20 protein-coding genes are annotated in these 21,445 nt (G+C 38.9%); 14 read left to right on the top strand and 6 right to left on the bottom strand.

What is annotated here, in order from left to right; all coding sequences use genetic code 11:
• Positions 1-25 precede the first annotated feature (25 nt).
• Positions 26-1,909, top strand: coding sequence for a beta-glucoside-specific PTS transporter subunit IIABC (locus L8T27_RS13405; RefSeq protein WP_237941711.1), 1,884 nt, complete (start codon positions 26-28; stop codon positions 1,907-1,909).
• A gap of 58 nt (positions 1,910-1,967) precedes the next feature.
• Positions 1,968-3,365, top strand: coding sequence for an aryl-phospho-beta-d-glucosidase (gene bglH / locus L8T27_RS13400; protein ID WP_245399883.1), 1,398 nt, complete (start codon positions 1,968-1,970; stop codon positions 3,363-3,365).
• A gap of 105 nt (positions 3,366-3,470) precedes the next feature.
• Here bglH and ispG read toward each other — a convergent pair whose 3' ends face one another.
• The 3 genes from ispG to L8T27_RS13385 all read right to left on the bottom strand — a co-directional run bounded on the left by ispG (position 3,471) and on the right by L8T27_RS13385 (position 6,151).
• Positions 3,471-4,607, bottom strand: a complete 1,137-nt coding sequence (gene ispG / locus L8T27_RS13395) for a flavodoxin-dependent (E)-4-hydroxy-3-methylbut-2-enyl-diphosphate synthase (RefSeq protein ID WP_233313142.1) — start codon at positions 4,605-4,607, stop codon at positions 3,471-3,473.
• Positions 4,608-4,760: 153 nt separating this feature from the next.
• Entirely contained in the window at positions 4,761-5,087 is a 327-nt protein-coding gene (locus L8T27_RS13390; protein ID WP_233313143.1) for a LysM peptidoglycan-binding domain-containing protein, read from the bottom strand.
• A gap of 287 nt (positions 5,088-5,374) precedes the next feature.
• Positions 5,375-6,151, bottom strand: a complete 777-nt coding sequence (locus L8T27_RS13385; RefSeq protein WP_237941709.1) for a DUF1189 domain-containing protein — start codon at positions 6,149-6,151, stop codon at positions 5,375-5,377.
• 133 nt (positions 6,152-6,284) lie between these two features.
• On the opposite strand from L8T27_RS13385, the gene L8T27_RS13380 reads away from it, so the two are divergent.
• On the top strand, positions 6,285-6,767 hold the full coding sequence (locus L8T27_RS13380; RefSeq protein WP_237941708.1) for a DUF456 domain-containing protein: 483 nt from the start codon (positions 6,285-6,287) through the stop codon (positions 6,765-6,767).
• A 10-nt stretch (positions 6,768-6,777) separates the two neighbouring features.
• On the opposite strand, the gene L8T27_RS13375 is transcribed toward L8T27_RS13380, so the two are convergent.
• Positions 6,778-7,473, bottom strand: coding sequence for a Crp/Fnr family transcriptional regulator (locus L8T27_RS13375; protein ID WP_237941707.1), 696 nt, complete (start codon positions 7,471-7,473; stop codon positions 6,778-6,780).
• Positions 7,474-7,900: 427 nt separating this feature from the next.
• Here L8T27_RS13375 and L8T27_RS13370 point away from each other — a divergent pair, with 427 nt between their 5' ends.
• The 4 genes from L8T27_RS13370 (at position 7,901) to L8T27_RS13355 (ending at position 14,384) form a co-directional block, all read left to right on the top strand.
• Complete coding sequence (locus L8T27_RS13370) at positions 7,901-8,509, top strand: superoxide dismutase (protein ID WP_233313147.1); 609 nt, start codon at positions 7,901-7,903, stop codon at positions 8,507-8,509.
• Between the two features lie 144 nt (positions 8,510-8,653).
• Complete coding sequence (locus L8T27_RS13365; RefSeq protein WP_233313148.1) at positions 8,654-9,889, top strand: MFS transporter; 1,236 nt, start codon at positions 8,654-8,656, stop codon at positions 9,887-9,889.
• 142 nt (positions 9,890-10,031) lie between these two features.
• Entirely contained in the window at positions 10,032-12,119 is a 2,088-nt protein-coding gene (locus L8T27_RS13360; protein ID WP_233313149.1) for a peptidoglycan D,D-transpeptidase FtsI family protein, read from the top strand.
• Positions 12,120-12,302: 183 nt separating this feature from the next.
• Entirely contained in the window at positions 12,303-14,384 is a 2,082-nt protein-coding gene (locus tag L8T27_RS13355) for a peptidoglycan D,D-transpeptidase FtsI family protein (RefSeq protein WP_237941706.1), read from the top strand.
• Positions 14,385-14,428: 44 nt separating this feature from the next.
• On the opposite strand, the gene L8T27_RS13350 is transcribed toward L8T27_RS13355, so the two are convergent.
• Positions 14,429-14,932: a hypothetical protein gene (locus tag L8T27_RS13350; protein ID WP_233313151.1), complete on the bottom strand. Its 504-nt coding sequence runs from the start codon at positions 14,930-14,932 to the stop codon at positions 14,429-14,431.
• Positions 14,925-15,323 (bottom strand): hypothetical protein, encoded by a 399-nt coding sequence (locus L8T27_RS13345; protein WP_233313152.1) that lies wholly within the window; start codon positions 15,321-15,323, stop codon positions 14,925-14,927. The genes L8T27_RS13350 and L8T27_RS13345 overlap by 8 nt, the downstream gene beginning before the upstream one ends.
• 401 nt (positions 15,324-15,724) lie before the next feature.
• On the opposite strand from L8T27_RS13345, the gene L8T27_RS13340 reads away from it, so the two are divergent.
• From L8T27_RS13340 to L8T27_RS13310, 7 genes are all read left to right on the top strand, one after another.
• Positions 15,725-16,420 (top strand): DUF4912 domain-containing protein, encoded by a 696-nt coding sequence (locus L8T27_RS13340; protein ID WP_237941704.1) that lies wholly within the window; start codon positions 15,725-15,727, stop codon positions 16,418-16,420.
• Positions 16,417-18,825: a glycosyltransferase gene (locus tag L8T27_RS13335; protein WP_237941703.1), complete on the top strand. Its 2,409-nt coding sequence runs from the start codon at positions 16,417-16,419 to the stop codon at positions 18,823-18,825. The genes L8T27_RS13340 and L8T27_RS13335 overlap by 4 nt, the downstream gene beginning before the upstream one ends.
• A 28-nt stretch (positions 18,826-18,853) precedes the next feature.
• The gene (locus L8T27_RS13330) at positions 18,854-19,480 is read left to right on the top strand and encodes a hypothetical protein (RefSeq protein ID WP_233313155.1); all 627 of its coding nucleotides are present in this window, start codon (positions 18,854-18,856) and stop codon (positions 19,478-19,480) included.
• Positions 19,481-19,548: 68 nt separating this feature from the next.
• Positions 19,549-19,698, top strand: coding sequence for a 50S ribosomal protein L33 (gene rpmG, locus L8T27_RS13325; RefSeq protein ID WP_101175018.1), 150 nt, complete (start codon positions 19,549-19,551; stop codon positions 19,696-19,698).
• A 94-nt stretch (positions 19,699-19,792) separates the two neighbouring features.
• Positions 19,793-20,371, top strand: a complete 579-nt coding sequence (locus L8T27_RS13320; RefSeq protein ID WP_233313156.1) for a 5-formyltetrahydrofolate cyclo-ligase — start codon at positions 19,793-19,795, stop codon at positions 20,369-20,371.
• Positions 20,355-21,131: a DUF92 domain-containing protein gene (locus tag L8T27_RS13315; protein WP_233313157.1), complete on the top strand. Its 777-nt coding sequence runs from the start codon at positions 20,355-20,357 to the stop codon at positions 21,129-21,131. The genes L8T27_RS13320 and L8T27_RS13315 overlap by 17 nt, the downstream gene beginning before the upstream one ends.
• Before the next feature lie 61 nt (positions 21,132-21,192).
• The gene (locus L8T27_RS13310) at positions 21,193-21,387 is read left to right on the top strand and encodes a hypothetical protein (protein ID WP_233313158.1); all 195 of its coding nucleotides are present in this window, start codon (positions 21,193-21,195) and stop codon (positions 21,385-21,387) included.
• Positions 21,388-21,445 lie beyond the last annotated feature (58 nt).

Here is a 21,445-nt window from a genome sequence, read left to right as displayed (position 1 = left end):
TCCCCTACAAATAGGAGGTACTGTCATGGATTATAATAAATTATCAAAAGAAATATTGCAACAAGTTGGCGGTGAAGAGAACGTAGATAATGTCATTCACTGTATGACAAGATTGCGCTTTAACTTAAAAGACAACAGTAAAGCAAATCGCCCACAAATAGAGGCGCTTGAAGGTGTCATGGGAACAAACATCAGCGGAGGTCAATTCCAAATTATTATTGGGAATGATGTTCCGAAGGTTTATAAAGGAATTATAGATAACAGTAAATTAAGCGGAGAAAAGACAAGCGGCGGATCTTCGGGAGAAAAGAAAAATCCGATAAGTGCTGTATTTGATGTCATTTCTGGTGTGTTCACTCCTATCCTGCCAGCAATTGCTGGAGCAGGTATGATCAAAGGTATTCTAGCGATTCTAGTTGCGTTAGGCTGGCTTTCTAATACGAGTCAAACATATATCATCTTAACAGCTGTTGGTGACGGTGCCTTTTACTTCTTGCCAATCATATTAGCTGTAAGTGCTGCAAGAAAATTTGGAAGCAACATGTTTGTTGCTGCAGCAATCGGTGCAGCCATCCTGCATCCTGACTTAACAGCATTATTTACGGCAGGTGAACCAATTTCCTTTATCGGGCTGCCTGTTACGATTGCTACTTATTCATCAACCGTTATACCGATTCTGTTAGCAATCTGGATTGCTTCTTATGTGGAAAGATGGATAGATAAAGTTACACATGCGTCCTTAAAACTTATTGTAGTACCAAGTGTTACGTTATTAGTAGTTGTTCCGGTTACATTGATCACAGTTGGTCCGCTTGGTGCTATTCTAGGTGAATATCTATCTGGAGGAATCAACTTCTTATTCGACAATGCAGGACTATTTGCGATGATCCTTCTTGCAGGTTCATTCTCGCTAATCATCATGACTGGAATGCATTACGCATTAGTGCCAATCATGATTAACAATGTTACAGTAAACGGCTTTGACTATTTAATGCCAGCAATGTTCTTGGCAAATATGGGGCAAGCTGGAGCAGCATTTGCAGTTGCAATGAAAACGAAAAACAAAAAATTCAAATCACTTTCTTATTCTGTCAGTGTTACAGGATTAATGGGTGTAACAGAACCAGCAATGTATGGTGTTAACGTTCGTCTTAAAAAGCCATTTATCGCGGCACTAATTGGTGGAGCAGTCGGTGGTGCTTATCTAGGAATCACGAAGGTTGCAGCATATATCATGGGTGGTAGTGCAGGTATTCCAGGTGTTACATCATTCATTGGACCAGGACTTAACTTTGTAAACGCTCTAATTGGTATGGCGATTGCGTTTGTTGCTGCAGCAGTTGCGGCATATCTAATCGGATTTGAAGATGTACCTGCTGAAAACGCAGAAGAACCAGCTAAAAACAAAGATGCAGAAGCAGAAGCTGCTGCGACGAAAGAAGCAGGGATTGTATCCGAACAAATTTTAAGCCCTATCGTAGGAAAAGCTGTTTCATTAAGCGAAGTGAATGATCCAACATTCTCCCAAGAAATTATGGGGAAAGGGATTGCTATCATCCCAGAAAAAGGGGAAGTGCTCTCTCCAGTAAATGGAGTTATTACAACACTTTTCAAAACAAAGCATGCTATCGGTATTACAAGTGATAAAGGAGCAGAAATCCTTATCCATGTCGGATTAGATACAGTTCAGCTTGACGGTGAGCATTTTACAGCACATATGAAAGAAGGAGACGTTGTAAAGGTTGGAGACAAAATCACTTCATTTGATATTGATGCATTAAAGAAAGCAGGATTTGACACAATTACTCCTGTTGTTATTACAAACACGATGGAATATAAAGATGTAACACCACTTAAAACTGGTCATACAAGCGCAAACGATGTAGTGCTTGACTTATCTGCAGTTTAAGAAATGTAGGGGGACTGGTTATTCAGTCCCTTTCTAATAACATGAAGAGGTGAATAGAATGGGGAAAAGATTTCCAGAAGGTTTTTTGTGGGGCGGCGCAGTAGCTGCTAACCAGCTTGAAGGTGCATATAAAGAAGATGGAAAAGGACTGTCCACAGCAGACGTATCTCCGCATGGAATTATGAGCCCGCCGGATGAGTCCATGACAGCTTATAATTTATATCATGATGGAATTGATTTTTACCATAAATATAAAGAAGATATCGCACTTTTTGCCGAAATGGGCTTTAAAGCCTTCCGTCTATCTATTGCTTGGACTAGAATATTCCCAAATGGTGATGAAACAGAGCCTAATGAAAAAGGTTTAGCGTTTTATGACAACGTATTTGATGAACTGAAGAAATATAATATCGAGCCTGTAGTAACAATTTCTCACTATGAAATGCCTCTGGCTTTAGTAAAAAACTATGGCGGCTGGAAAAACCGCAAAGTTGTCGAGTTCTATGAACACTTTGCAAGAACGGTTTTCACACGTTATAAAGATAAAGTGAAATACTGGATGACTTTTAACGAAATCAATGTTATTCTCCATGCACCATTTACAGGTGGCGGACTGCTGTTTGATGAAGGGGAAAACAAGAAGAATTCCCAGTATCAAGGCGCACATCACCAATTTATTGCAAGTGCACTTGCCGTAAAAGCCGGTCATGAAATTATCCCAGGATCACAAATTGGCTGTATGATCGCTTCTATGGTCACATATCCATATACATCCAAACCGGAGGATATGTTCGCAGCAATGCAGCAAGACCGTCAGACGCTATTCTTCTCTGATGTTCAAGCAAGAGGAAGCTATCCTGGATACATGAAGCGCTATTTCCGTGACAACAATATTGAAATTGTCATGGAAGAAGGCGATGAGCAGCTTCTAAAAGAAGGCACGGTAGATTATATTGGCTTCAGCTATTATATGTCGTTTGTTGCTAGCACAGACCCAGAGCATCAGAAAACGAGTGGAAACCTGCTAGAAGGTGTCAAAAACCCATATTTGGCTTCGTCTGAATGGGGCTGGCAAATTGACCCTAAAGGCTTGCGAATTGTCTTGAATCAGCTTCATGACAGATATCAAAAACCACTGTTTATCGTAGAGAATGGACTTGGTGCAGTTGATACACTTAATGAGGATGGAACTGTCCAAGATGATTATCGGATTGACTATCTGCAAAGCCATCTTGAAGAAGTGCGAGAAGCGATTGAAGATGGAGTCGAACTAATCGGTTATACTTCATGGGGACCAATCGACCTTGTGAGCGCATCTACAGCAGAGCTTAGAAAACGCTATGGCTATATTTATGTTGACAGAGACAGTGAAGGTAAAGGAACAAATGACCGTATTAAGAAGAAGAGCTTCCATTGGTATAAAGAAGTAATTGAAACAAACGGAGAATCACTGTAACAAAACAAAACCCTTAAGCATATTGCTTAAGGGTTTTATTTTGTCTATAAGCTTCTAAAAGTGGGTCACCCCCCATCAAATCAATGGGGGGTGACTCATTATAGCTTATTGTGTAAGCATATCCTGCTTCTTCTGTTTATCTTCAGCTTCTTCAGCCGCTTTTTTGGCAAAATATTCTTCAGCGATAGCATCTATTTCTTTTTTCAATTCGTCTACCATTGTTTCTTCTGGCACCTTACGGACTATTTTCCCTTTGCGGAACAATAGACCTTCGCCTCTAGCACCTGCGATCCCGATATCAGCCTCTCTCGCCTCTCCAGGACCGTTAACAGCACAGCCAAGCACGGCCACTTTAATCGGTGCTTTAATGGTGGATATATACTCTTCCACCTCATTAGCAATCGAAATAAGGTCAATTTCAATACGTCCGCATGTCGGACAAGAAATTAATGTAGCTGCATTTGCCGACAATCCGAAAGATTTCAATAGCTCACGTGCAACTTTTACTTCTTCAACAGGGTCTGCACTTAAAGAAATACGAACCGTGTTTCCGATTCCTTTGCTAAGAATCGCACCTAATCCAGCCGCACTTTTTACAGTTCCTGCAAACAATGTGCCTGATTCCGTAATCCCAAGATGAAGAGGATAATCAAAAGCTTTTGCCGCTTTTTCATACGCTTCAATCGCAAGATTTACATCAGATGCTTTCATGGATACGATAATATCATGAAAGTCAAGATCTTCGAGTATTTTGATATGGTGCAATGCGCTTTCAACCATGCCATCAGCTGTTGGATAGCCGTATTTTTCGAGGATTCTCTTTTCAAGTGAACCTGCGTTTACACCAATACGGATCGGAATTCCTTTAGCTTTAGCTGCTTTAACAACTGCTTCCACCTTTTCCCGTTTACCGATATTACCTGGGTTAATTCTGATTTTGTCTGCTCCGCCTTCAATAGCTTTCAATGCAAGACGATAATCAAAATGGATATCGACTACAAGCGGGATGTTGATTCTCTTCTTAATTTCTGCAATAGCATCGGCTGCACGTTCATCAGGACAAGCAACGCGGACAACTTGGCATCCAGCTTCTTCAAGTCGATTAATTTCTGCAACTGTAGCTTCGACATCATGTGTTTTTGTTGTTGTCATACTTTGGATAACAACCTCATTGTTTCCGCCAATGGTCAAATTGCCAACTTTTATTGGTCGGGTTTTAGTACGATGTATAATTTCACTCAATGGTGATTCGCTCCTTTAATAATTGGAGAACCCTTAAAAACTTAAGAAGGGTCTCAAATAAATTCAAAAGTACATTCCTATTGTAACAATGAAATACTTATATTGACAAGAAACTTGCTGACATTAACAAATGGAAAATTTGCTGGGAATCGTTTATTGCCCATTGATGTAATGAGGAAAGGTATAAACTTTTCCGACTTGGATATCCTCAGGAGAAACGCCGTCATTCCATTTTTTGAAGTCTGCTATTAAAGTATCAATGCTGACAGGAAGGGCTACAGACGTTTCATTCTCGATGATTGACAGGACCGTTTCGCCTGCTTTTACCTCATGCTCAAAATAGCCGGGGCTGTCAGATCCAGATGATGCCTGTACCTCAATCGCTGGCTCTTTATCTACATTCAATGTGCCGTGATTCAAATCAAAATAGATAACATAGATGGTCAACAGACAGATAAAAGTAATGAAGAGCTTTTTCATACATGATTCCTCCTGCTTTTTATGGATAGTTAAATGTATGTACAAGGAATTTTTAATAGAACCTTTTTCTAGTATTTTATCTATCATTATTTCTAAAAATAATAGATTATAATCCATAAAAAAACCTGCTCTACTAATTTAGAGCAGGTCAGGACGCAAAATAGAAGGTGCTGGAGGGCGAGAAAGATTAAATAAAAAGACTGTCAACAGCTGTTTAGAAAGCTTGTCTACAGTCTTAGTGGCCAATATAGATTTAGAGCAAACAAAAACGGGTATAATTCTAATGCTTATTCTTTTATCGGTTTTTTCGTTTCTATTTCTTTAATAGAAAGGAATACGATGAACAGGGAGATGAACCAATTAAGCATACTGCCGTTAGGTACATTTGTTTCCAAGCTATCCATGATGAAAAAGAAGATAGTCGGAATGGTCATACTGTAGACAGTAATCCTCCATGTTTGGCCATATGTTAATTCTCTTCCTAAAATTCTTGCAAAGACAGTTCCGAAAATCGCAAGAATGAATGCTTCAATTGCTTTAGAAGCTGCAAGGAAGATAAAGAAGATCACGGCCATTATACTCGTAAACAGTGGCACCATTGAATCAAAGGATTTCGCTAATGCTGCTAAATCGCTTTTAGATGCTTGAATATTTCCGAAATAGGAGTACTCAAACGACTGAGATTGTCCTGCTGTGACAATAACGAACTCTTTTGGAAGGAGAGCAACAGTATTGCCTGAAGAGCTGATGTTCTTTTCGTTATAGGTGCCTGTAGAATCAACGATAATTGTTAAGTCTTCTGTATTGGTTACGCTCGGCTCCTTCATATCAGAATGAAGCGTGTTGTCTTCAATTCGGAAGTCGGGAATATCTTCTTCCAATGTGGAAGCTAGTGTATGTATTCCTTCATTCATGCTTTTACTTAAATAATAGATGGTAGGGATAGAGGCGACAATCGAGAGGATCAGAAGAAAAGCGATTGTTTTCCAAATACCCTGTGAACGGAAGCTAGCTATATCTTTTGGTGAATAGATGCTCCGGTAAAACTGCTTAAAAATATTCATTCATTTGACACACCCTTATAAAGATTCATTACTATTTTATCTTTGCACAAATACATATACAAGCGTAAGCCGTTGATTGGCGAAAAAAACTATGTTAAACATAGGAAACTAAAAGATAATGGAGGCTATTAACGTGAATGTCATATATTGGGTTATTATAGGAGCTTTATTTGTAGTTGCGTATATAGGTCTGATTTATCCAATTATTCCAAGTGTTGTATTTATAATTGGAGGTTTTTTGTTGTATGGTCTTTTCTTTACCTTCCAAGAATTCTCTGTCTTGTTCTGGATTATTCAAGGGATGTTCGTTATTTTATTATTTATTGCTGATTATTTAACGAACCTTTTCAGTGTAAAGAAATATGGTGGTTCAAAGGCTGGTATTTGGGGTAGTACGATTGGTCTGATAGCAGGTCCATTTGTTATTCCTGTTGCCGGAATATTAATTGGTCCGTTCTTAGGAGCGGTTATCGCCGAATTGCTTGTAAATAAATCAAATTGGCAAGCAGCCCTTAGAGCAGGCGTCGGCTCTCTTGTCGGTTTTTTAGGAAGCGTCGCAGCAAAAGGGCTGATTCAGACCGTTATGATTGTCTATTTCCTTATCGCAGTTAATTAAAGAAACAGGACTAGTTTAGACCGCAAATCTCAATAGGGCAGTTTTGACAGTCTACCGCTTTTTTTAGGAACGCAAGGTCCTTAACAGTAATTTTTTGAGAGGAGATAGAGATGATGCCGCCATCTCTAAGTTCCTTCATGGCTCTTTGAATAACTTCCCTTGTCCCAAATGTTAAATTTGCCAATTCCTGATGGGTAAGGGGGAAATCAATTAGTATACCATTTGCAGTTCTTTTTCCAAAAGAGTGACATAGCCGGATAAGAATGCTGTACAAGCTTCCTTTTTTACCATGCATGATTAAATCTTGGCATTTAATATTTGCTTTTAAGTAGCCTGTACTCAGCCATGCGGTAAGAGAGGCAAGCATTTTATGGTCATGCAGAGCAAAGTCTTCAAAGTCTGCTCTATCAATGATAAGAAGCTCACAGTCTGTTATAGTTCTCGCAAAATGATAGTATTTCGGTGACTGCTTAAATAATAAGTATTCTAGCAGCAAATCCTCCTCATGGAGAATCTTCATGATAAATTCTTTGCCGTTTTCATGAATTCTGCCTACTGATAGTGTCCCCTCTAACAGGAGATAAATATTGGAAACAGGGTCACCCTCTTGAAACAGCAAGCTTCCCTTTTTAATGAATTGGACATTATTAATCGAAAAATAATGCTGCAATAGCAGACTGTAAAGCGATAGAGTTCCTTCCTTCATCTGTCGCACTCCCTTTGTTGTTTCTCTTTATGCTTCGATTAAAAAATATCGAGTATTTATTGTCAAATGGATTTTGTAATATATTGGAAGGTGAACCTGTCGTTTTTAAGTTAAAACCTATATATACCAACGAAAAGGAATAATGTGTCTATTTAGCGAATCTTTTGAAAGAAGGGATGTTTGTTTTTGCAACAATGTTGGTATAAAAGAAGAGTTCCTTTATATACTAAATTGGGGAATGACTGCAAAAACACAAAAGTCAGTTTTTCTTTTAAAAAATTCCTTGTAAATAAAGCAAAATAATTGAAAGGAATGGCTTAATTTGGTACTGTTTTATTAGAAGAACCTTCTCATGTAAATATTGTCAAAATAGTGATAAATTATATGGGAAGAAAAAAATTTACCTATACATAGGAGGAAAAAACAAATGGCTTTTTCATTACCGCAATTACCATACGCTTACGATGCATTAGAACCGCATATTGACAAAGAAACAATGAATATTCACCACACAAAACACCATAACACATATGTAACAAACTTAAACAACGCTCTAGAAGGAAATGCAGAACTTCTTTCTAAAACGGTTGAAGAGATTGTGTCAAACCTTGATGCAGTTCCAGAAGCAGCACGTACAGCTGTTCGTAACAACGGCGGCGGACATGCTAACCACTCTCTATTTTGGGAAGTTATTTCTCCAAATGGCGGCGGACAGCCTTCAGGTGATTTAGCATCTGCTATCGACAGCAAATTCGGAAGCTATGAAAACTTCAAAGAAGAGTTTGCTAAAGCTGCTACAACTCGTTTCGGTTCAGGCTGGGCATGGCTTGTAGTAAACAACGGTGAGTTGGAAGTAACAAGCACACCAAACCAAGACAGCCCGCTTATGGAAGGAAAAACTCCAATCCTAGGCTTGGATGTTTGGGAGCATGCTTACTACCTTAACTACCAAAACCGCCGTCCAGAGTATATTAATGCATTCTTCAATGTAATTAACTGGGAAGAAGTTACTAAGCGCTACACTGCAGCAAAATAAAACAAAAAACCTTGCTGGCCAATTTGGTCAGCAAGGTTTTTTGTTTTTCGCGAAAATCCTCCTATATCTGCACCATCCTTAATAAATGTTGTATAAGGAACACCCTTTTGTTAAAAACTAGCGAGACAAAGGGGAGTTTTTATCATGAAATTAGGGAATTTGATTGGCAATATCAAACTGACAAAGGAACTGGGACTGCTGCTGACAATCGGTGGACTTTATGCATTAAGCATAGCTCTTTCTAATACCTTTGTTAATATTTTCTTGTGGAAACAATCTGGAGAATTTAAAGATTTAGGGCTGTATAATATGGCTACAATTATTCTGCAGCTGATTACCTTCACCATTGCAGGCAGATGGGCAAAAAAAATTGACAGGGTCATCGTATTTAGAATTGGTGTCATTTTCCTGGCGTTGTTTTATTTGTCTGTACTGCTTATCGGTGATAAGGCATCTACTTATTTGCTGCTGTTAGGCTGTCTGCTTGGCATTGGCTATGGGTTTTATTGGCTTGCCTTTAATGTTCTGACATTTGAAGTTACAGAACCAGATACGAGAGATTTTTTTAACGGCTTTCTTGGCATTCTCGGCTCTGTTGGAGGGATGGTAGGTCCTATGCTGGCAGGGTTTATTATTTCAACCTTGAATAAAACAACTGGCTATATGATTGTGTTCGGAATTTCGCTCGGATTATTTTCATTAGCGGTGGTATTGAGCTTCTTTCTAAAACGAAGACCGGCAAGCGGCCAATATTTATTAAAACGAATTATCGAAGAACGAAAGAATGATGATAATTGGAAAAGTATTACCTATGCTCATTTTTTCCAAGGAATCAGAGAAGGAACGTATGCTTTTGTTATTACTGTGTTTGTGTTTATCGCAACAGGAAGTGAAATGGCGCTAGGCACATTTGGGCTCATTAATTCAGGCATTTCGTTCATCGCCTATTATATCGTGTCACGAAGCATCAAAAGTGAAAAGCGAAATAAGTCCATCCTGGTAGGCGGAATTCTGTTATTCTTGTCAATATTTATCATAGTATTTGACTTTTCATTCATTCGTCTTCTTATTTATTCAGGTATTATTGCCATTGCTTATCCATTAATCCTAGTCCCATATACAAGTCTGACATACGATGTAATCGGCCGCGGCTGGAATGCAGGGGAAATGCGGATAGAATATATTGTCGTCCGTGAAATGTTCTTGAATTTTGGACGGCTATTGTCTGTTCTAATCTTCATTGCAGGCGTAACTATGTTTAATCCGGAAAAATCCATCCCAGTGATGCTGTTTATTCTTGGAAGCGGACATTCAATCATTTATTTCTTTACGCGAAAAATTAAGCTTTCGCCTGCGCCTAGATTAAATGGGCAAGAATAGCAGGACACTATTTAACAAAGGTTCCTTATTTATAAGGAACCTTTGTTATTTTTGTGAATTTTGTTAAATTCTGATAGATAGAACCAGATTTTTACTTTAAAATAAAAGGAGTGAGAATGTCTAAAAAGAAAGGGTTAATTTTATGGGGGAAAAAAAGAGAAAAAGGAGATTTCAGCTGTCTTTACGGTTGAATCTATTATTTTTGCTGATATTTCTACTGTTTTCAACACTGATCCTTCGCTTAGGATTTGTCCAGATTGTTTACGGTGACGAATACAAGCGGAAAGTAGATAAAACAGAGGACATTGTTATCAGTACAACTGTTCCAAGAGGAGAAATATATGACAGGAACGGGAACAGCATTGTAAGCAATAAAGGGAAAAATGCCATTCTTTTTACAAACTGGAAGTATAAGCCGGATGAGTTGAATAAAACGGCAGAAAAGCTTGCAGACTTAATTGCTATGGATTCAAAGAAGGAGATTGACAAGATCACTGATATAGATAAAAAAGATTATTGGCTCTTATTGCATCCAAAAGAAGCAAAAGAAAAAGTAACTATTGAAGAAGATAATAAGCTAAAGGAAAAATTCAGCGAAAAGGACTATCAAAAGCAATTTAATGAGCTGCTTCGAAGCAAGGTAACGGCATCAGAAGTAGCAAGCTTATCTGCACATGACTTAGAATCCTTAGCCATTTACAGGCTGATGACGAGCGGCTATTATTATACGCCGATTGTCATCAAAAATGATGGTGTAACAGAAGAGGAGCTAGCTAAGGTCAGTGAGAATCTGTCCTCGATGCCTGGTGTCGATACAGCAAAAGACTGGGACCGAACATATGGGTATGGAGATACGCTGAAAACAGTTCTTGGGAAAGTCAGCTCCACGCAAAAAGGGATACCAGCAGAGCAAAAGGATGAATATCTCGCAAAAGGCTATAACATGAACGACCGTGTTGGTTTAAGCTATATTGAAAAACAATACGAAGATGTTTTAAGAGGGAAAAAGCAAGCAGTTGAATATGTGAAAGATAAAAAAGATCAAATTGTCTCATCTAATGTTATTTCAGAAGGTAAAGCGGGCAGTGATTTATTCCTGTCAATTGATATGAACCTCCAGCTTGAGGTTGAAAAAATTATTGAAGAAGAATTACGGAAGACAAAGGCAGGCTATGCAGGCACACAGTTTTTAGACAGAGCATTTGTCGTGCTGATGGACCCGCATACAGGTGAAGTATTAACAATGGCGGGCAAGCAGCTTGTTAAAAACGACAAGACAGGTTTGCAGGAAGTACAGGATTTTGCATTAGGCAATATTACCACTTCCTATAATGTTGGTTCAGCAGTAAAGGGAGCAATGGTGCTTACTGGATATAAAGAAGGAGTTATTCGTCCTTACTCTATGATGCTTGATGAAGTGATGAGCATTAAGGACTCCCCTGATTTTAAATCTTGGAAGGTGATGAATACTATCAATGACCTTCAAGCATTGCAGCAATCCTCCAATGTATACATGGCCAAAACCGCCATTGCAATCGGAAAAGGCCATTATGCTAAAGGGCAGCCTCTTAGTGTGGAAACACAAGCATATACGACTATTCGTAATTCTTTTGGAGAAATGGGCTTAGGAGTTAGGACAGGAATTGATCTGCCTAATGAGATGGCTGGATTTAAAGGACCAGTAAAACCAAATCAGCCTGGGGATTTAATGTTCTTATCAATCGGTCAATATGACACGTACACAAATATGCAGCTTGCCCAATATATCTCGACAATTGCCAATGGTGGTTACCGAATTGAACCACATATCGTGAAGGAAATCAGAAGTTCTGGAAAAGGCAAAGAGAAATATGGTGTGATGGAGCATGAAATCAAGCCGAAGGTGTTAAATAAGCTAAATATGAAAGAAGAGTGGATGAATCAAGTGCAGAAGGGCTTCCGCATGGTGATGCAGCCTGGCGGAACTGGCAGTGTTTTTGCGGGAAGTTCTTATACTCCTGCAGGCAAAACAGGAACTGCACAAGCCTTTTATGACGGACCATTGCGAGAAAATTATGAAGAACCGCCCCAAGTAATGAATGTCAGCCTTGTTGCCTATGCTCCCTATGAAAACCCAGAGGTGGCAATGGCGGTAATGGTGCCTTGGGTCTATACAACAGACAACGGACCATCACCTAACTTAACTATCGGCAAGAAGGTAATGGATAAATATTTTGATATGAAAAAATAACAGGAATTTGCCTCGCAAATTCCTTGTTTTTTGTGTAATAATCGCTGTTTTTTCACAATATAGAAAGGTATTTAGAAGACAAATATCGACTTTGCAGGATATCCCAGCAGGTTATTAATAGAAATATTGAAGAGTTTCTATTACAATAGAGTGAGAAATGATTGTAGAAAGTGTGGTATTACATTGGGAAACAAGAAGAAAAAAAAGACGATTCCGATTCGCCTTAACATTATCTTTTTTGCTGTCTTTTTGCTCTTTTCTGCATTGATCCTGAGACTAGGTTTCGTGCAGATTGTTTATGGAGATGAGTATAAGCGGGAACTGGAAAAAACAGAGGATGTAACAGTAGATACATCTGTGCCCCGCGGGAAAATCTATGATTCGACAGGAAAGGTTATTGTTGATAATCTCGCGAAAAATGCGATAACGTACACAAATACCGGTGTCTCTACCGAAAAAATGATGGAGACTGCCGAGGCGCTTGCGAAATATATAAAAAAGGATACCAAAAAAGTTACCGAACGTGACAAACAGGATTACTGGATATTAAAGCATCCGGAAGAAGCGGAAGCACTTGTTACGAAAGAGGAAAAAACTGCTCTTGCGGAAAAGTACACCGATTCAGATGAATATAACTCTCAAGTATATAAGCTGCAGCTTAAAAGGATCACGGAGGATAAACTAAAGTCTTTGACTAATGATGATTTAGAAGTTATAGCAATTTACCGAGAGTTTTCAAGCGGCTATAAACTGACACCACATATCGTCAAAAACGATAAAGTGACGAACAAAGAAATGGCAGTTGTAAGTGAAAACTTAACGTCTTTAAAAGGTGTCGATACAACAACAGACTGGGATAGAGATTACCCATTCGGCAAGACACTTGCTTCTGTTCTCGGCAGTGTGAGCTCGTCAGAGGAAGGCCTACCAGCTGAGTCGTTAGATTATTATCTTTCAAAAGGCTACAGCCGCAATGATCGTGTCGGCAAAAGTTATCTGGAACTTCAGTATGAAGATGTTTTGAAAGGACAGAAAGAAAAAGTCCGCAATGAGACAAACAGTGATGGAGAAATTACAGACACAGAAGTGATTACAGAAGGAAAACGCGGAAATGACCTTGTGCTTGCAATTGACATGGAGCTGCAGCAAAAAGTCGAAGACATCATTGAAAAGCAGCTGAAGGCAGCTAAACAAATGTCAGGAACAAAATTCCTTGACCGTGCTTATGTTGTTCTGATGGATCCAAACACAGGCGATGTGCTGACAATGGCAGGGAAAAGACTTGTAACAGAAGATGGAAAAACAAAGGTGAACGATGATGCTCTCGGCAATATTACGACATCCTACAACGTCGGATCTGTCGTTAAGGGTGCTACTGTTCTGACAGGCTATAATACTGGGGCAATCAGTCCGGGAACAGTTATTAATGATACACCTGTAAGAATAGGTGATACTATTAAGAAATCATGGACAACAATGGGGCCAATCAATGACTTAACAGCCTTGATGCGTTCATCAAACGTCTACATGTTCCAGACTGTTATGAAAATAGCAGGTGCTAGATATGTTTACGGCCAGCCTCTGTCTGTTGATGCAGAGGACTTCACAATAATGAGAAATGCGTACGCTCAATACGGGTTGGGAATTCGCACAGGCATCGACTTGCCGAATGAGCAGACAGGCTTTAAAGGAACAGAAACGTCAGTACCTGGTAAGCTTCTCGATCTTTCCATCGGTCAGTATGATACGTACACAAATATGCAGCTTGCCCAATATATTTCTACAATCGCAAATGGCGGGAACAGAATGGAACCGCATATCGTCAAGGAAATTAGAAGCCCTGTATCTGAAGAAGGCGAGCTTGGGGCAGTAGTTGACTCTGTTGAGCCAAAGGTTTTAAATACGATTGATGCAAAACCAGAGTGGATAAAAAGGGTGCAGACAGGCTTTAAGATGGTTGCCCAAAGTCCAAAAGGAACGGCATACACGTATTTAAGCGGCAAATCATACTCTCCTTCAGCTAAGACTGGTACGGCAGAGGCTTTCTATGATGGACCGCAAAAGAGCAACTATAAGACATTGCAGGAAGTAATGAACTTGAGCTTAGTAAGCTATGCACCTTCTGAAAATCCGGAAGTGGCAATGGCAGTCCTAGTTCCATGGGCATATAACGGCAGTGTTGACAATAAAGCAAACTTAAAAATAGGTGAAGAAGTATTAGATGCTTATTTTGATATGAAAAAAGAACGACAAAAAGAAAAATAAACGATAATGAGGGGCAGTCCAATTGGACTGCCCCTCATTATCGTTTATTTTGTTATCTTTTCAGCAATTTCTCTAAAGCTCATATCGCTGTATACACGGAAAGTGCCAACCTGCACTTTTGTATGATAGTCATTGTCAATTAAGAAAGCTTCAAACTCATCTTTATCTTTAATAATTTTCTCTTTTGTTAATGTATCAGCAATTTCGCCAGGACTCATACCACTTTTAATTTTGAGCTTATATGAGATTGGCTCATCAGCTTTCTCTGTTTCTGCTTGTTTTGCTTCCTCTGTTTCAGCTGCTTTTTTATCAGCTTTTGCCTGCTGGGCCGCTTTCTCGGCCTGTTCTTTAGCAGCAACGAGCTCTTCATAGTCTTCATTGGCAACTGTAGTAAAGCCTTTTGCAGAGAGAACTTTCTCTGCTTGCTCTGTTGTAATTTGTTTGTCTGTATCAGCCTTTTGGCTGCCAGTGTATACGGTGTATGCTCCAATGATGCTGGAGGCTGCGAACAGACCGAATGCAAAGGAACGCAAGCTTCGTTTATTCATTTGCAAATCCTCGCTTTACACCCTCTGTGATAATTTGCTGTACTTGACTAGTTGATAAGGAAGATTGAGAAGCAATTTTTTCAATGGAAACTCCTTGTGACGCAAGAGACCAAACCTGGTTTTTAATAATAGCATGAATGGGATTTGCACCCATTTCTATATTTGGCTGCTTGTCTGTAACAGGGATGGCAGGACTCATATCCATATCGTCTATCAACAGCTCTTCCTCAAGCACCTTCAGCTTCTTTTTTATTTTATATATTTCTTGTACTTGTTGGATGGACAGCTGGTCTATATCCTCTTGCAGCTTTTTATAGGGGTCCTTCATAAATAAAGATACAATAAAAAGAAGAACAGATATCCCCAATAAACTAAACATTAAAATGAACAAAATGAGACACCTCTGCTAAAAAATTTGTAATTTACAAGACTTTTTCATTCTACCACTACCTTTCAACATTTCCCAACAGTAATTTCAAGCAAGCAAGTGTGCGGCAGACAAGTTTATAAGCGGCAGCAAAAAATGTCGGATACAAACTAATTTTATTAATAGTCATTGTCGAATTGCTGTTTTTTATTCAACAGACAAAATTTTTTATGCTGCTTCAAGGTAATAGGGATAAACATTAGCATGATACGACAAATTCCGTTTATTGTGGCTTCTATCATTCGGTGATAACATATAGGAAGAAGGAAGAATCAGTAAATCGACACAAAAGGAATCCTGATAAATCAACCAATACGATAATAGCTAAAACATAATACAGTATTAAATGAAAGGTGCTGATTCCATTGTTAGAACAAATAGTTAATTTAAGGAAGGAAGGCTTGTCTTTCCGAAAAATTGCGAAAGAACTGGATATGAGCCTTGGAAAGGTGCAATATCAGTGGGGGAAGTATTTGAAAGAAGCGGAAAAGGCAGAGCAGAAAGAAGGAGCTTCTCCTAAAGAATATGCCGATAACAGTGCTGTTATGTCCCCTTTTTTATGGACAAGCATTCAAACATTAAAAAAGAGTAATGGCATGGAAGCATGGCTTGCAGGAGAAAACAGAGCACTAATTTTCTGGAGCATACCAGCATCAAAGTGGAACTTAATTTCTTCCTACTGCGGCTTTCTTAATGATGACTTATCGCTAAAGCTGCGTGTCTATGATATCACGAGCATATATTTCGATGGCAGCAATGCACATGCTACCGATGAAATTCAGCTGGATCGTGACAAGAATCAACTCGTTTTGGAAGGATTACAGCCAAATAGAAGTTACTGTTTTGAAGTTGGGATACAGGATGGTAGCGGAGCTCTCATGCCAATTCTGCAGTCTAATCCTATTCATACACCAAGAACAAGTGCAGACCAAGCAGGTGAAAATGCAAAGGATGTAATAGCATGGAGCGAAGGAAAAACTCCACTTCCTAATTGGATTGAGCATGTTAGCACATACAGTTATTATGAGACAGCGGTAAAGGAGAGTGTGAAGAAGCAATGAACGTATCCTATTTTCAGTTAATCGTTCATGCAGAGCTTCCTGTCATGAATTATTATTCCAGCAATAAAGAAGACAGACAGTCTTTTCATATAGCTTCGATAGCTTTGCTTACTTTTTTAAAGAACATGGAAAAGAAGGCAGTGCCATACAGCGTTTCCCTTGCATTGCCACCGATTTATTTAGAATTGGCAGAAACAGAAGATTACCAAAAAGAAATAACTGAATTTTTAGAAAAAAATAAATGGAAATGGGAAGAAGAATACTCCTACTGGCTCAAGATTGACAGGAATATAACAGCAACCATTAAGAAATTGGTACATGACCATAAAATAGAGATATTGGCCACATCTGCGTCCTATTCCTCTCTTACATCTCTGTCAACGGTAAATGGTGTGAAACTCCAAATTGAAACAGGAATTTCCATTATAGAAGACCATTTAAATATTCGTCCAAATGGATTTTGGCTTCCAAATGGCGCCTTTTCACCAGGCATTGATTTGCATCTTAAAAAGGCGGGGATTGGATATAGCTTTGTGTATGACAAAACTTTAGCCATCACAGATCCTGTTCCTAAAGCAGAAGGTTTGCCAGTGAAATCACCTCATGATATATGCATGATACCATTAAGACAATGGTCTGACGTTAAGGAGACGGGAAGTTTATTTACAGGTTTGCCGAAAACAAAAGATATTCCTGCGATGACAGCAATTGCTGTGAGTGTAGCCGAGATTAATGAGTTTTCACAAGAATTAACGAAGGACTTCGTGGAAAATGATTCGATTATGCCGTTATCACCAGAAGCATATATTCGTCAATTTAGCGGGAATTTAGAGAAGGTTCATATTAGTTCCTCCTTTTTTAATCAGAAGAAGTTAAATAGAATACACGAAGATGGAAAGAGCTATGCTAGACTGTCCTTCCTTGAAAAAGAGGTTACAGCCTGGCGGGAGCAGAAGCTTTCTGACTGTGCTGACAGGGTCGTTAAACAGCTGGAAAAGGAATGGCTCATGCTTCATGCTATTGTTAATCAACTGGATTATCCAGATAACCTGCAGCACAATCATTGGGAAGCAGCTGATAAGCTGAGTGTCTTTTTGAAAGACAGTATAGAAAAAGCATGGTTAGAAGAACGAGAAAGTAAACACGCTATCTTCCGTGCAGTTCCTGCTTACCAAAAGGAAATGAATAACCCCTTTGCACAAGGAGGAAGCAAGAAAAAAATTCTGATTCTTTCATGGGAATACCCACCCAATATTATTGGAGGACTTGGAACACATGTAGCTGGGTTAGCAGAAACATTAGCCAAACAATATGAAGTTCATGTAATCACGTCACAAGACATGAATCAAGAATTAGTTGATGAACAGGTAAGTCCTTCCTTGTATGTGTATCGAGTGAAGCCGCTGCATCAGCGGGAAAAGAACTTTATAACTTGGATTGGCGGCTTAAATATAAGCATGTGGGAAAAAGCCTTAGACTTAGCAGCTAACCATCATTTTGAGCTAATTCAAGGCCATGATTGGCTCATCGGAGCAGCAGCTACAGCAATAAAGACAGAACTAGGCATTCCGTTAGTTACAACTATGCACGCAACAGAGCATGGAAGAAACGGCGGCATCTATACAGAAATGCAAAAATTTATTTATGAAAAGGAACAGCAGCTAATCAATGCGTCCGATTCAGTAATTGTCTGCAGTGAGTACATGAAAACAGAAGTGTCTTCGTTATTTGCTGTAAGTGAAAACAAACTTAATGTTATTCCAAACGGAATTAAGTTGGAAAATAATCAGGCAGCCTTAAATTCAGCAGAAGAATTGGGATTGGATCCAAATAAGAAGACGGTTTTTGCGCTAGGAAGAATGGTGAAGGAAAAAGGATTTGAAACATTGCTTGAAGCAGCTACACGTCTTAAAATCAAGGATATTCAATTTGTTCTTGCGGGTGCTGGTCCAATGTTTAATGAATATAAACAATATATTGCTGCAAATGGTTTATCGGACAAGGTTCACTTGATTGGCTACTTACCGGAAGACAGAAAAAATGGTTTCTTCCAAGTAGCAGACATTGTTGTCATTCCAAGCCATTATGAACCTTTCGGCATTGTTGCTTTAGAATCGCTGTGTTTTGAGAAGCCGACAATCGTATCCAACACGGGCGGCTTAAAAGGGATAGTAGAGCATGGTAAGACAGGGATGCTTATGGAACCAGGGAATACTGAAAGTATGTTAGAACAATTGCAATCCTTAATCGATGACCCACTTATGGCATTGGAGATTGGAAAAAATGGCAGGGCGATTGTAGAAAAGCTGTTTGGCTGGAACAGAGTCGGCGATGAAACCTCAAGGGTGTTTGAAGAAGCAATCCTAAATAAGAGGATGGCAGAAACGGCAGCTACTATGGAATAAAAAAAATAGGAAAAAAAGGTGAAGAAGGATGAAAACGGAGATTTCTTTACAGTCTGATTATCAGAATTTCGGCAAAGAAATGACAAGAGGAAAATTGGTCAATACTCCAGGCATTTGGATTAACGGCAAAATCTGCTGGCTTCAGAACGGTTATGAGAAATTACTGCCAGAATACGCAGTCTCTGTTCATGTAAAGAGCGTTCAAAAACATTCTAAAGTCCAATATAATGAGATATTTGTAAGAAATCATTCGAAAGAGGCTATAGATGTGAAGGTTCTGCTGCTAAGTTATTACTCCCAATCAAATCAGGACCACCTCGCCTTCGTTTCACCGACAGACAATGTTGTCTTCCATTCTGTCGATGACCAGCTAATACTAGTAAATGGCGAGTTTAATGGGAAGAGCTTGGAACAGAGAACCGTTCAGCCACTATGGAACGTTCATACAGATCTAATTTGGAAGAATCAGCAAAAAGGCAGCTTAAAATACTTGCCAATGGGTAAAGGTGGATATGTCAGCATCTGTTCCCTTAACATGAATCTAGCAGCTCAAACCTCGAGTACGAGCAGAGCATGGACTATATATGGGAAAGATAAAGAAGAGCTTATGGATTTAAATCACATTCTATTGAAAAACAGTACTAGCATTTCGTGAAAAAAAATGTTATCATATAAAAGTCGTATGCACGAACTAGTATAGCAATAGTTTGGAGGGAAATAACCATGCGTGTCAACATTACGTTAGCTTGCACAGAATGTGGAGATCGTAACTACATTTCTAAAAAAAATAAACGAAATAACCCAGACCGTCTTGAGCTTAAAAAATATTGCTCAAGAGAAAAACGCACAACAACACATCGCGAAACAAAATAAGACAGAGGGGGGTATCCCTTCTGTTTTTTTTGTATATAAAAAAAATCCTAAAGCATTACATATGAAAAAAGCATAACCAAGGAGTGAAATCAAGATGACGGAGACAAAAAAAGAGATAAGAACAAGAATACTCAAAGAATTGCAGTCTTTATCTAAGCCTGTATATGAGCAGCTATCCTACGAAATTGCCCAAAATTTATACAAGCATCCATTGTTTCAAAATGCTCGTCATATTGGTTTAACCATTTCCAAATCACCAGAAGTGGATACACTGCAAATAATCCGCACAGCCTGGGCCGAAGGGAAAAAAGTCAGTGTGCCAAAATGTCTGCCGAGCACGAAAGAAATGGTATTTCGGCAGTTAGACCGTTTTGACCAGCTTGAAACTGTATACAGCGGGCTTTATGAACCAATTGAATCAGAAACAGCTTTAACAGAAGGCGATGAAATGGATTTGGTGCTTGTACCAGGAGTTGCTTATGCAGCAAACGGTTATCGAATTGGGTTTGGTGGAGGCTACTATGACCGCTATCTCCTAAATTATCATGGAAATACGATTTCATTAGCGATGGATTGCCAATTGGAAGATTCTATCCCGGCAGAAGCTCATGATATTCCTGTACAGCATTTGATTACAAATAAAGGAGTAATTGCTATTGGGACAAATAATTAGCATTCTCATTATCCTTATTGCTGTATACCTAGCATGGAAGGAAGGGTTTCTTAACAAAAGCGGCAGTATTGCAGCCTTTTTTGTCGGTCTAGGTATCCAATTAGGTTTCCACTATCAAGGATTTATCCTCCTAGGTGTTTTTTTTCTTACCTCCAGTCTTTTGTCAAAATATAAAAAAGACAAAAAAGCAAGAGTGGAAGAAATGCATGAAAAAGGCTCTACAAGAGACTATATGCAAGTACTTGCAAACGGTGGTGCAGCAGCACTAGTCAGTCTTTTTTACGGCTGGAGCGGAAGTCATGAGCTGATTATTCTTTTCGCTGTCCTGCTTGCCGCAGCCAATTCTGACACTTGGGCATCAGAAATTGGCCCTCTAAGCAAAAGCAAACCATTTTCGCTTAGAACCTTTAGCAGAGCAAAAGCTGGCACATCTGGGGCAATGAGTTTACTCGGTACAATAGCAGGTTTTTTTGGTTCCTTGTTGATTGGTTTTTGCGCTTATTTGCTATTCCCTATAAGTGTAAATGAATTTCTGCTGATTTCTTTATTTGGATTTATCGGCAATATTATTGACACCTTACTGGGGGCTTATGTTCAAGCAGAATATCAATGTACAGTTTGCGGAGCAAAAGTAGAAAAACGAGTGCATCATGCTAGAGAAGCAAAACAGATAAAGGGTTTTTCTTTTCTTAACAATGATGCTGTCAATATTTTGTCAGGTGTGCTTGCAGCCTGCCTTGCTGCTTTATTTGTTCTTTAAGCAAAAAAGTTTGGATAAAAAAGAGCGGCTTTTCCTAAACTAATCAATAGGAGGGATGAAAATGCCGAAAATTTTATCCATTTTATTGATTGGTATTGGCGGTTATTTTTTGTTAACTAGAAGATACCGAATTATTAACACGGTGTTAAAAAGTCCGATGATTAGACAATATTTAATTAAAATTGTCATGAATCTCCCAGGCTTACGCAACAAAATGATGAGCAATGTTTTCTCAAAACCAACTGTTTATCAATAAAAGACCTATTTAGGTCTTTTTTACTTGCTTAGTTCAACAAGAAAACCCCCATCACAGG

Origin of the sequence: Niallia sp. Man26 (assembly GCF_022049065.2) — a bacterium.
Classification (GTDB): domain Bacteria; phylum Bacillota; class Bacilli; order Bacillales; family Cytobacillaceae; genus Niallia.
This window is presented reverse-complemented; position numbering and strand designations above follow the sequence as displayed.

Coding starts and splice junctions, on each gene's coding strand:
- L8T27_RS13405 (WP_237941711.1), top strand. CDS start 26: ATGGATTATAATAAATTATCAAAAGAAATATTGCAACAAGTTGGCGGT.
- bglH (WP_245399883.1), top strand. CDS start 1,968: ATGGGGAAAAGATTTCCAGAAGGTTTTTTGTGGGGCGGCGCAGTAGCT.
- L8T27_RS13390 (WP_233313143.1), bottom strand. CDS start 5,087: ATGAAAAAGCTCTTCATTACTTTTATCTGTCTGTTGACCATCTATGTT.
- L8T27_RS13385 (WP_237941709.1), bottom strand. CDS start 6,151: ATGAATATTTTTAAGCAGTTTTACCGGAGCATCTATTCACCAAAAGAT.
- L8T27_RS13375 (WP_237941707.1), bottom strand. CDS start 7,473: ATGAAGGAAGGAACTCTATCGCTTTACAGTCTGCTATTGCAGCATTAT.
- L8T27_RS13370 (WP_233313147.1), top strand. CDS start 7,901: ATGGCTTTTTCATTACCGCAATTACCATACGCTTACGATGCATTAGAA.
- L8T27_RS13365 (WP_233313148.1), top strand. CDS start 8,654: ATGAAATTAGGGAATTTGATTGGCAATATCAAACTGACAAAGGAACTG.
- L8T27_RS13360 (WP_233313149.1), top strand. CDS start 10,032: ATGGGGGAAAAAAAGAGAAAAAGGAGATTTCAGCTGTCTTTACGGTTG.
- L8T27_RS13350 (WP_233313151.1), bottom strand. CDS start 14,932: ATGAATAAACGAAGCTTGCGTTCCTTTGCATTCGGTCTGTTCGCAGCC.
- L8T27_RS13335 (WP_237941703.1), top strand. CDS start 16,417: ATGAACGTATCCTATTTTCAGTTAATCGTTCATGCAGAGCTTCCTGTC.
- L8T27_RS13330 (WP_233313155.1), top strand. CDS start 18,854: ATGAAAACGGAGATTTCTTTACAGTCTGATTATCAGAATTTCGGCAAA.
- rpmG (WP_101175018.1), top strand. CDS start 19,549: ATGCGTGTCAACATTACGTTAGCTTGCACAGAATGTGGAGATCGTAAC.
- L8T27_RS13320 (WP_233313156.1), top strand. CDS start 19,793: ATGACGGAGACAAAAAAAGAGATAAGAACAAGAATACTCAAAGAATTG.
- L8T27_RS13310 (WP_233313158.1), top strand. CDS start 21,193: ATGCCGAAAATTTTATCCATTTTATTGATTGGTATTGGCGGTTATTTT.